Annotated in this window: 3 protein-coding genes and 1 riboswitch; of the genes, 1 reads left to right on the top strand and 2 read right to left on the bottom strand. The window is 67.8% G+C overall.

Features of this window, described 5'->3' with window-relative positions; all coding sequences use genetic code 11:
* Positions 1-118 precede the first annotated feature (118 nt).
* Positions 119-208, top strand: a riboswitch (yybP-ykoY riboswitch).
* A gap of 88 nt (positions 209-296) precedes the next feature.
* Positions 297-872, top strand: coding sequence for a manganese efflux pump MntP family protein (locus QRO93_RS12965; RefSeq protein ID WP_008264753.1), 576 nt, complete (start codon positions 297-299; stop codon positions 870-872).
* 92 nt (positions 873-964) lie between these two features.
* Here the strand turns inward: QRO93_RS12965 and QRO93_RS12960 are convergent, their stop codons facing one another.
* Together QRO93_RS12960 and QRO93_RS12955 are read right to left on the bottom strand one after the other, a co-directional pair.
* Positions 965-4,411, bottom strand: coding sequence for a PAS domain-containing hybrid sensor histidine kinase/response regulator (locus QRO93_RS12960; protein WP_053451175.1), 3,447 nt, complete (start codon positions 4,409-4,411; stop codon positions 965-967).
* Positions 4,412-4,546: 135 nt separating this feature from the next.
* The gene (locus QRO93_RS12955) at positions 4,547-6,694 is read right to left on the bottom strand and encodes a S46 family peptidase (protein ID WP_180880032.1); all 2,148 of its coding nucleotides are present in this window, start codon (positions 6,692-6,694) and stop codon (positions 4,547-4,549) included.
* Between the last annotated feature and the right edge of the window lie 113 nt (positions 6,695-6,807).

Here is a 6,807-nt window from a genome sequence, read left to right as displayed (position 1 = left end):
GCCCGCCACTACCAGGCACCGCTGTGCTCGCGGTATAGCCATCGCTATACAAACCAGCCCTGCCTGCGCGTTTCGTTGGAAACGCGCCACGCGCGGATCGCGGTGCTAAGCTTCGCGTCCCCTTGGGGAGTAGCCGGATTCCTTCGCAGGAATCGTCCACGTCAACATACTCGGCCAGTGCGCCGTGGCGTGGACAACCATGATGGTTGGCGAGACCAGCGGCCCGCGCGCGCAACACCAGGTTGGGCGCGAGCGCAGGCCGTGCGTCCGTCCTAGCCCGACCTTCCGCTGCCGCCATGTCTCCTGTTTCGATCCTCCTGATCGGCTTCGCCATGTCCACCGATGCCTTCGCTGCGGCGATCGGCAAGGGTGCCGCCATGCGCAAGCCGGTGTTCCGCGATGCGCTGCGCGCCGGCATCATCTTCGGCGTCATCGAAGCGATCACGCCCATCATCGGCTGGCTGCTCGGCCGTGCCGCCCTGCAGTACGTCGAAGCCTTCGACCACTGGATCGCCTTCGGTCTGCTCGGCGCGCTGGGCATCCACATGATCTACAACGGCCTGCGCCCGGACAGTGCCGAGGAAGAAGAAGATCCTTCGCAGCACCACGGCTTCTGGAAGCTTGCGCTGACCGGCTTTGCCACCAGCATCGACGCGATGGCAGTGGGCATCGGCCTGGCCTTCATGGACGTGCATATCGGCGTGATGGCTGCGGTGATCGGCCTGTGCACGCTGACCATGGTCACTGCCGGCATCATGCTCGGCCGCGTGCTGGGCAGCATGGTCGGCAAGCGCGCCGAGATCATCGGCGGCGTGATCCTGGTGATCATCGGTGCGACGATCCTGTACGAACACCTGCATGGCGTGGGGTAACGCGCCCGCGATTGCGTGGTTGCCGGCCAGCGGCCGGCACTACCAGACGTCACATCCACGCATGGCGTGGATCTACTGCCGGGCGGCCGGCACTACTGCGCATCGCGCAGCGCGCCCAGGAAGGCGCGCAGCGAGGCCGGCTTGATCGGTTTGGTCAGCACGCGGTAGCCGCGCTCGCGCGCCATGCGCTTCAGTTCATCGCGGCCGTCGGCGGTCAGCAGCGCACCGGGCAGTGGGTAGCCCGCCGCATCGCGCAGGGCCACCAGTGCATCCAGGCCGTCCATGCGGTCGTGCAGGTGATAGTCCACCAGCATCACCTGCGGACGCTCGGCGATCTTCTCCAGCGCTTGGTCGACGGTCGCGGCGGTGATCACCTGCACCTGCCAGCGGCCAAGCAGCGCGCGCATGCCGTCGAGGATTTCCTCGTCGTTGTCCACGCACAGCACGCGCAGCCCGGCCAGCGAATCGCTGCGTACCGGTGCGGCCACGGCCTGTGCCGGCGTGGCCAACTCGGTGTATCCGGGCAGCGGCGCCACCCGCGGCAGGATGATCGAGAACATCGAGCCCTTGCCGACCCGGCTGCGTGCGTTCAACCGATGGTCGAGCAGGCGCGAGATGCGCTGGCAGATCGACAGGCCCAGGCCGAGGCCCTGCTCGCCCCAGTCGAACGGCTGCTGGTAGCGGTGGAATTCGTCGAAGATCTGCCGCATGTGGTGCTCGGGAATGCCGGGGCCGGTATCCCACACCTGCAGCTCCACTTCGTCACCACGGTGGCGTACTGCCAGCACGATGCGGCCCTGGCGGGTATAGCGCAGCGCGTTGGCCAGGAAGTTCTGCAGCACGCGGCGCAACAGGCGGCGGTCGCTGCGTACCCACGCCGGGCGCGCGAACAGGTCCAGGCGCAGGCCACGGCCAGCGGCAACCGGGGTGTACTGCGCGGCCAGCTCCCGCATCAGCGCGCTCACGTCGAACTCGCCGATCACCGGATGCAGGCCACCGGCATCCAGTCGTGACACATCCAGCAGACCATCGAGCAGTTCCTCGGCGGCACGCAGCGAGGCATCCACGCGTTCGGCCAGATGCTTCTGCTCGTCACTGACGTGGTCACTGTCACGCAGCGCGGAAGCAAACAGGCGCGCGGCATTCAGCGGTTGCAGCACGTCGTGGCTGATCGCCGCCAGGAAGCGGGTCTTCGACTGCTGCGCGACCTCGGCCTCGTGCGAGCGCTCGGCCACGCGCTGTTCCAGCGTCTCGTTGGCTTCCAGCAGGGCTTTTTCCGCGTGCTTGTAATCGGTGATGTCGTTGTAGCTGGTGACGTAGCCGCCACCGGGCAGCGCCTGGCCACGCATCTCGATCACCTTGCCGTCGCTGCGGGTACGCTCGAACACGTGGGGTGAACCGGCGCGCATGTAGCCGATGCGGCGGTTGATCTGGATCTCGATGTCGCCCTCGCCAAGCTCGCCACGCTCGGCGTTGTAGCGGATCAGATCCGCCACCGGGCGCCCCACGTAAAGCATGCCGTCGGGGTAACCGAACATGTCCTGGTAACGACGGTTCCAGGCGGTCAGGCGCATGTCCGGATCGACCACGCTGACTCCGGCGCTGATGTTCTCCAGCGTGGTCGACAGGATCTCGCGGTTGAAACGCAGCTCCTGCCCGGCTTCATCCAGCACCGCCACCACTTCGCCCAGGTCCATGCCCGAGCCGCGCAGCAGGCTGGTCAGCAGCAGGCGCGCGGACGCCGCGCCGATCGATGCGGCCAGCAGGCGCTCGGTGAACTGCACCCAGGGCCGGTCGGCCGGTGCCGAGGACTGCAGCTCGCGCCCCAGCGACTGCGCCTGCTCGAAGAAGGCGCGCCGCGCGTGGCGTTCACCGACCACACGCGAGGCCAGTGCCAGCAGGTCGCCCACGTGCACATGACCGGGCCAGCCACCGGCCACCGAGGGGCGCTCGGCATACGGATCGAGGAATGGCGCGGCGCGCAGCCGCTCGTCCACGCCCGGTCGCCAGCGCGCGGACACCAGCATCATCGTCGCCGCATTGACCAGCAGTGACCAGAACGTGCCATGGGTCAGCGGGTCCCAACCGGTCATGCCGAACAACTGCTGCGGGCGCAACCAGGTGATGCCGAACGGGCCATTCTGCACCCAGCCGGCGTCCATCCAGCCGGCCATCGTCATCGCCGGCAGCAGCAGCGTGTACAACCACGTGCCGAAGCCCAGCAGCATGCCCGCCTCGACGCCGCGGCGGCTGGCGCCACGCCAGTACAGGCCGCCGATCAGCCCCGGTGCGAACTGCGCCACGGCAGCGAACGCCATCAGGCCGTAGCTGGCCAGGGTGCTGTCATTGCTGCTGCTGCGGTAGTAGCTGTAGGCCATCAGCGCCAGCAGCAGGATCGCCAGCCGGCGGATCCACAGCACGCGCGAGGCGACGTCGGCCGCTTCCTGGTGATCACCACTTCGGCGCAGCAGTACCGGCATCACCAGGTCGTTGCTGACCATGGTGGCCAGCGCGATCGAGGACACGATCACCATGCCGGTCGCCGCGGAGAAGCCCCCGATGTAAGCAATCAACGCCAGTGTGTTGCGCCCTTCCGCCAGCGGCAGGGCCAGCACCATCGAGTCATCGGCCACGCCACTGCCGGTACCGAACAGGCTGACACCGGCGGTGGCGATCGGCAGCACCATCGCCGAGATGAGCACCAGGTAGCCGCCGAACATCCAGCGCGCACGGCGTACATCGCGTACATCCCCGCACTCGACCACCGCCACGTGGAACTGGCGCGGCAGGCAGATGATGGCAAGGAAGCTGAGCAGCGTCTGCGACAGGAAGCCCACCGGAGGCAGCCCGGTGAACAGCGTATGCACCGACTCCACCACCGCTTCGTTGCGGTCGCTGAGCCAGACGTAGGCGAACACGCCCACCGCCACCATCGCCACCAGCTTGATCACGGACTCCAGCGCAATGGCCAGCATCATGCCGTGGTGGTGCTCGGTGGCATCGACCTGGCGGGTACCGAACAGGGTGGCGAACAGCGCCATCAACAGGGCCACGTACAACGCCGGGTCGCTGAAGAAGCCGGTCGGGCCGGTGTTGCCGGTCAGCACCTGCAGGCTCATCGCCACCGCTTTGTACTGCAGGGCCAGGTACGGAATGATGCCGATCAGCGCGATGATCGCCACCAGCGCTGCCAGCCGCCGCGAGCGGCCGAAACGCGAAGAGATGAAATCGGCGATGGAGACCACGTTCTGGCTGCGCGCGATAAGCGCCAGGCGCTCGATGATGCGCCAGCCGAACAGCAGCAGCAGCAAGGGGCCGATATAGATCGGCAGATAGCCGATACCGTTGCGCACGGCGGTGCCCACCGCGCCGTAGAAGGTCCACGACGAGCAGTACACCGCCAGCGCCAGGCTGTAGACCACCGGCCGCAGCCATGGCCGGTCGGGATACATCGGCCGGCGGTCACCCCACCACGCCACGCCGAACAGCAGCGCGGCATAGGCAACCGAGACCAGCAGCAGGATCCAGCTGGAGACCACGCGCGTGTTTCCGTCGGAGGAACCCGCAGTGTAGGCCAGGCATGGCCGGGTGTACGGGCTCGTTGGGGGCAACCACCCCCACCAAGGTGGGGGCCTACGCGGTGCGGGCCACGACCGTTGGTCGTGGCCGGCTTCTTACTGGGCCGGCACGCCCATTTCCTTCAGCAGCTCGGGCGCCGGGTAGACCTTGGCCAGCAGCCAGCGCAGGTAGCGCATCTCCACGTGCACGGCACGCTTGTAGCGCGGGTCGAACCACCAGCTGGCGCTGACCGACTCCCAGTTGCTGTCGAAGTTCAGGCCGATCAGTTCACCCTTGGCGTTGAGCACCGGCGAGCCGGAATTGCCACCGGTGGTGTCCAGGTTGGTCAGGAAGTTGACCGTCTGGGTCTTCAGCGCCGGATCGGCGGTGCTGCCGAAGTCACCCTTGGCGATCGCCGCCAGCAACGGCTTAGGTGCATCGAACGGATAGGCGTTGGTGTTCTTCTCGACGATGCCGGCCACGGTGGTCACCGGCGAGTAGGTCACGCCATCGCGCGGATGCAATGCTTCCACCTTGCCGTAGCTGATCCGCAGGGTGCGGTTGGCATCCGGGTACACCGCACGGCCCTGCTTGGCACGCCACGCGAACAGCGCCTGCATGTAGGCCGGGCGCAGGCGCAGCTGCTCGCCTTCGCGGGTCTTGCTCTCGTTCTCGATGCGCAGCTGCGCGGCCACCAGCGGGCCGGCCACGGCGATCAGTGGATCGGCGGCCAGCGCCTTGCCTTCGCGGGCGGCAGCAAAGCGCGACAGGCGCTGCGCCTCGTCGCCCAGCTGGGTGCCGGCGTACAGGGTGTCCAATGCCTTAGCCAGCTGCTGCGGGGTACGACCGAAGGCGGCGTCGAACTCGGCCACGCGCTGCGCATCCGGCAGCTGCTGGTAGCGGGTCAGCAGGGTGGTCAGCAGCGCCTTCTCGACCTCCGGCGCATAGCGGCGCTGCACCTGCTTGAGCACGCCTTCGATCATCGCCTGGTCGCGCTGCTGGTAGCCGCTCTCGCGCTGCGCGTCGGGCTTGGCCGACTCAATGCGCAGGCGCTCCAGCAGCAATGCCGAGCGCAGCAGCTGGCTCTGCATCGCCATCTGGTCCAGCAGCAGGTCACGCTCGCCCACCGCCGCACCCTGCGACAGGTTGGCCAGCAGCGCCTTGATATCACCCTGGTACCTGCGGTCGGTGGCGGCCAGCATCGCGCTTTCGTCGGCGGCACGCTGGGCCTTGGCATCGCTGCGCAGCAGGCCTTCCAGTTCACCGGCGGCGCGCTTGCGGTTGTTCTTCAGCGACTGCAGCTGCGAGGCGTAGCGGGTACGCGCCTGTGCATCCTTGGCGCTGGCGGCTTCGATGGTGTCGATCATCTGCTGGAACACCGACACGCGGCGCGGCAGCACGGCATCGATCTGGCCGGCGAATTCGGCGGCGGTGCGGTGGCGGTAGGTGATGCCCGGGTAACCGGCCAGCATCGCGTAGTCGCCTTCCTTCGGGCCTTCCACCGACATCTGCAGGTGTGCCGGTGCCTGGTAGGGCACGTTGTCCTTGCTGTAGGCGGCCGGCTTGCCGTCCTTGCCGACGTAGGCACGCAGCAGGGTGAAGTCGCCGGTGTGGCGCGGCCACATGAAGTTGTCGATCTCGTCGCCGTAGTTGCCGATCGCACGCGGCGGCGCGTAGACCAATCGCACGTCGCTCAGTTCCAGCTGGGCGATGCGGTAGAAGTCGGTGCCGTAGTACATGTTGGCCACCGAGCAACGCACGCTGCCGTCCTTCTCGCACTCGGCCACGATCTGCTTGCTGGCCGCATCCACCGCATCGAAGTAGGCACGGCCGGTCTTGCCGCGCGCCTGCGCCAGCACCTGGTCGGTCACCTTGTCGAAGCCGACGGTGACCAGCACGCGAAAGTCCGGGTTGGCCGGGCGCTCATCGGCGCGGCCGTTGGCGATGAAGCCGTTGTCGATCAGGTTGTGCTCGGGCGAGCTGTTGTACTGGATCACGCCCATCGCCACGTGGTGGTTGGTCAGCAGCAGGCCGTCGGCGGACACGAACGAGCCGGTGCCGCCACCGGCACGCACGACGGCGCTCAGCGGCGGCGCGGTGACGTTGGCCAGGTCGGCCGGATTGCCCTTGAAGCCTGCGGCCTGCAGCGGCTTGGCCAGTTCCGGCAGCTGGGTCGGCATCCACATGCCTTCATCGGCGTGGGCGCCGGCGGCGAGGGTCAGGCCGAGGGCCAGGGCGGTGGGAAGGGCTTTGCGTGGTGACATGGGGCAATCCGGTACGACAGAACAGCCCGGGACCATAGCCGCTGGGGGCGGCCGGGGCAACGGCCGATGGTTGGGTCGACGTGCACGGTCGTGCCGGCCGCTGGCCGGCAACC

This window comes from Stenotrophomonas maltophilia group sp. Smal17 (assembly GCF_030237045.1).
Lineage (GTDB): Bacteria > Pseudomonadota > Gammaproteobacteria > Xanthomonadales > Xanthomonadaceae > Stenotrophomonas > Stenotrophomonas forensis.
Note: the sequence above shows the minus strand (reverse complement) of the source record. Positions and strands in the feature narration are given on the sequence as shown.

Coding starts and splice junctions, on each gene's coding strand:
- QRO93_RS12955 (WP_180880032.1), bottom strand. CDS start 6,694: ATGTCACCACGCAAAGCCCTTCCCACCGCCCTGGCCCTCGGCCTGACC.
- QRO93_RS12965 (WP_008264753.1), top strand. CDS start 297: ATGTCTCCTGTTTCGATCCTCCTGATCGGCTTCGCCATGTCCACCGAT.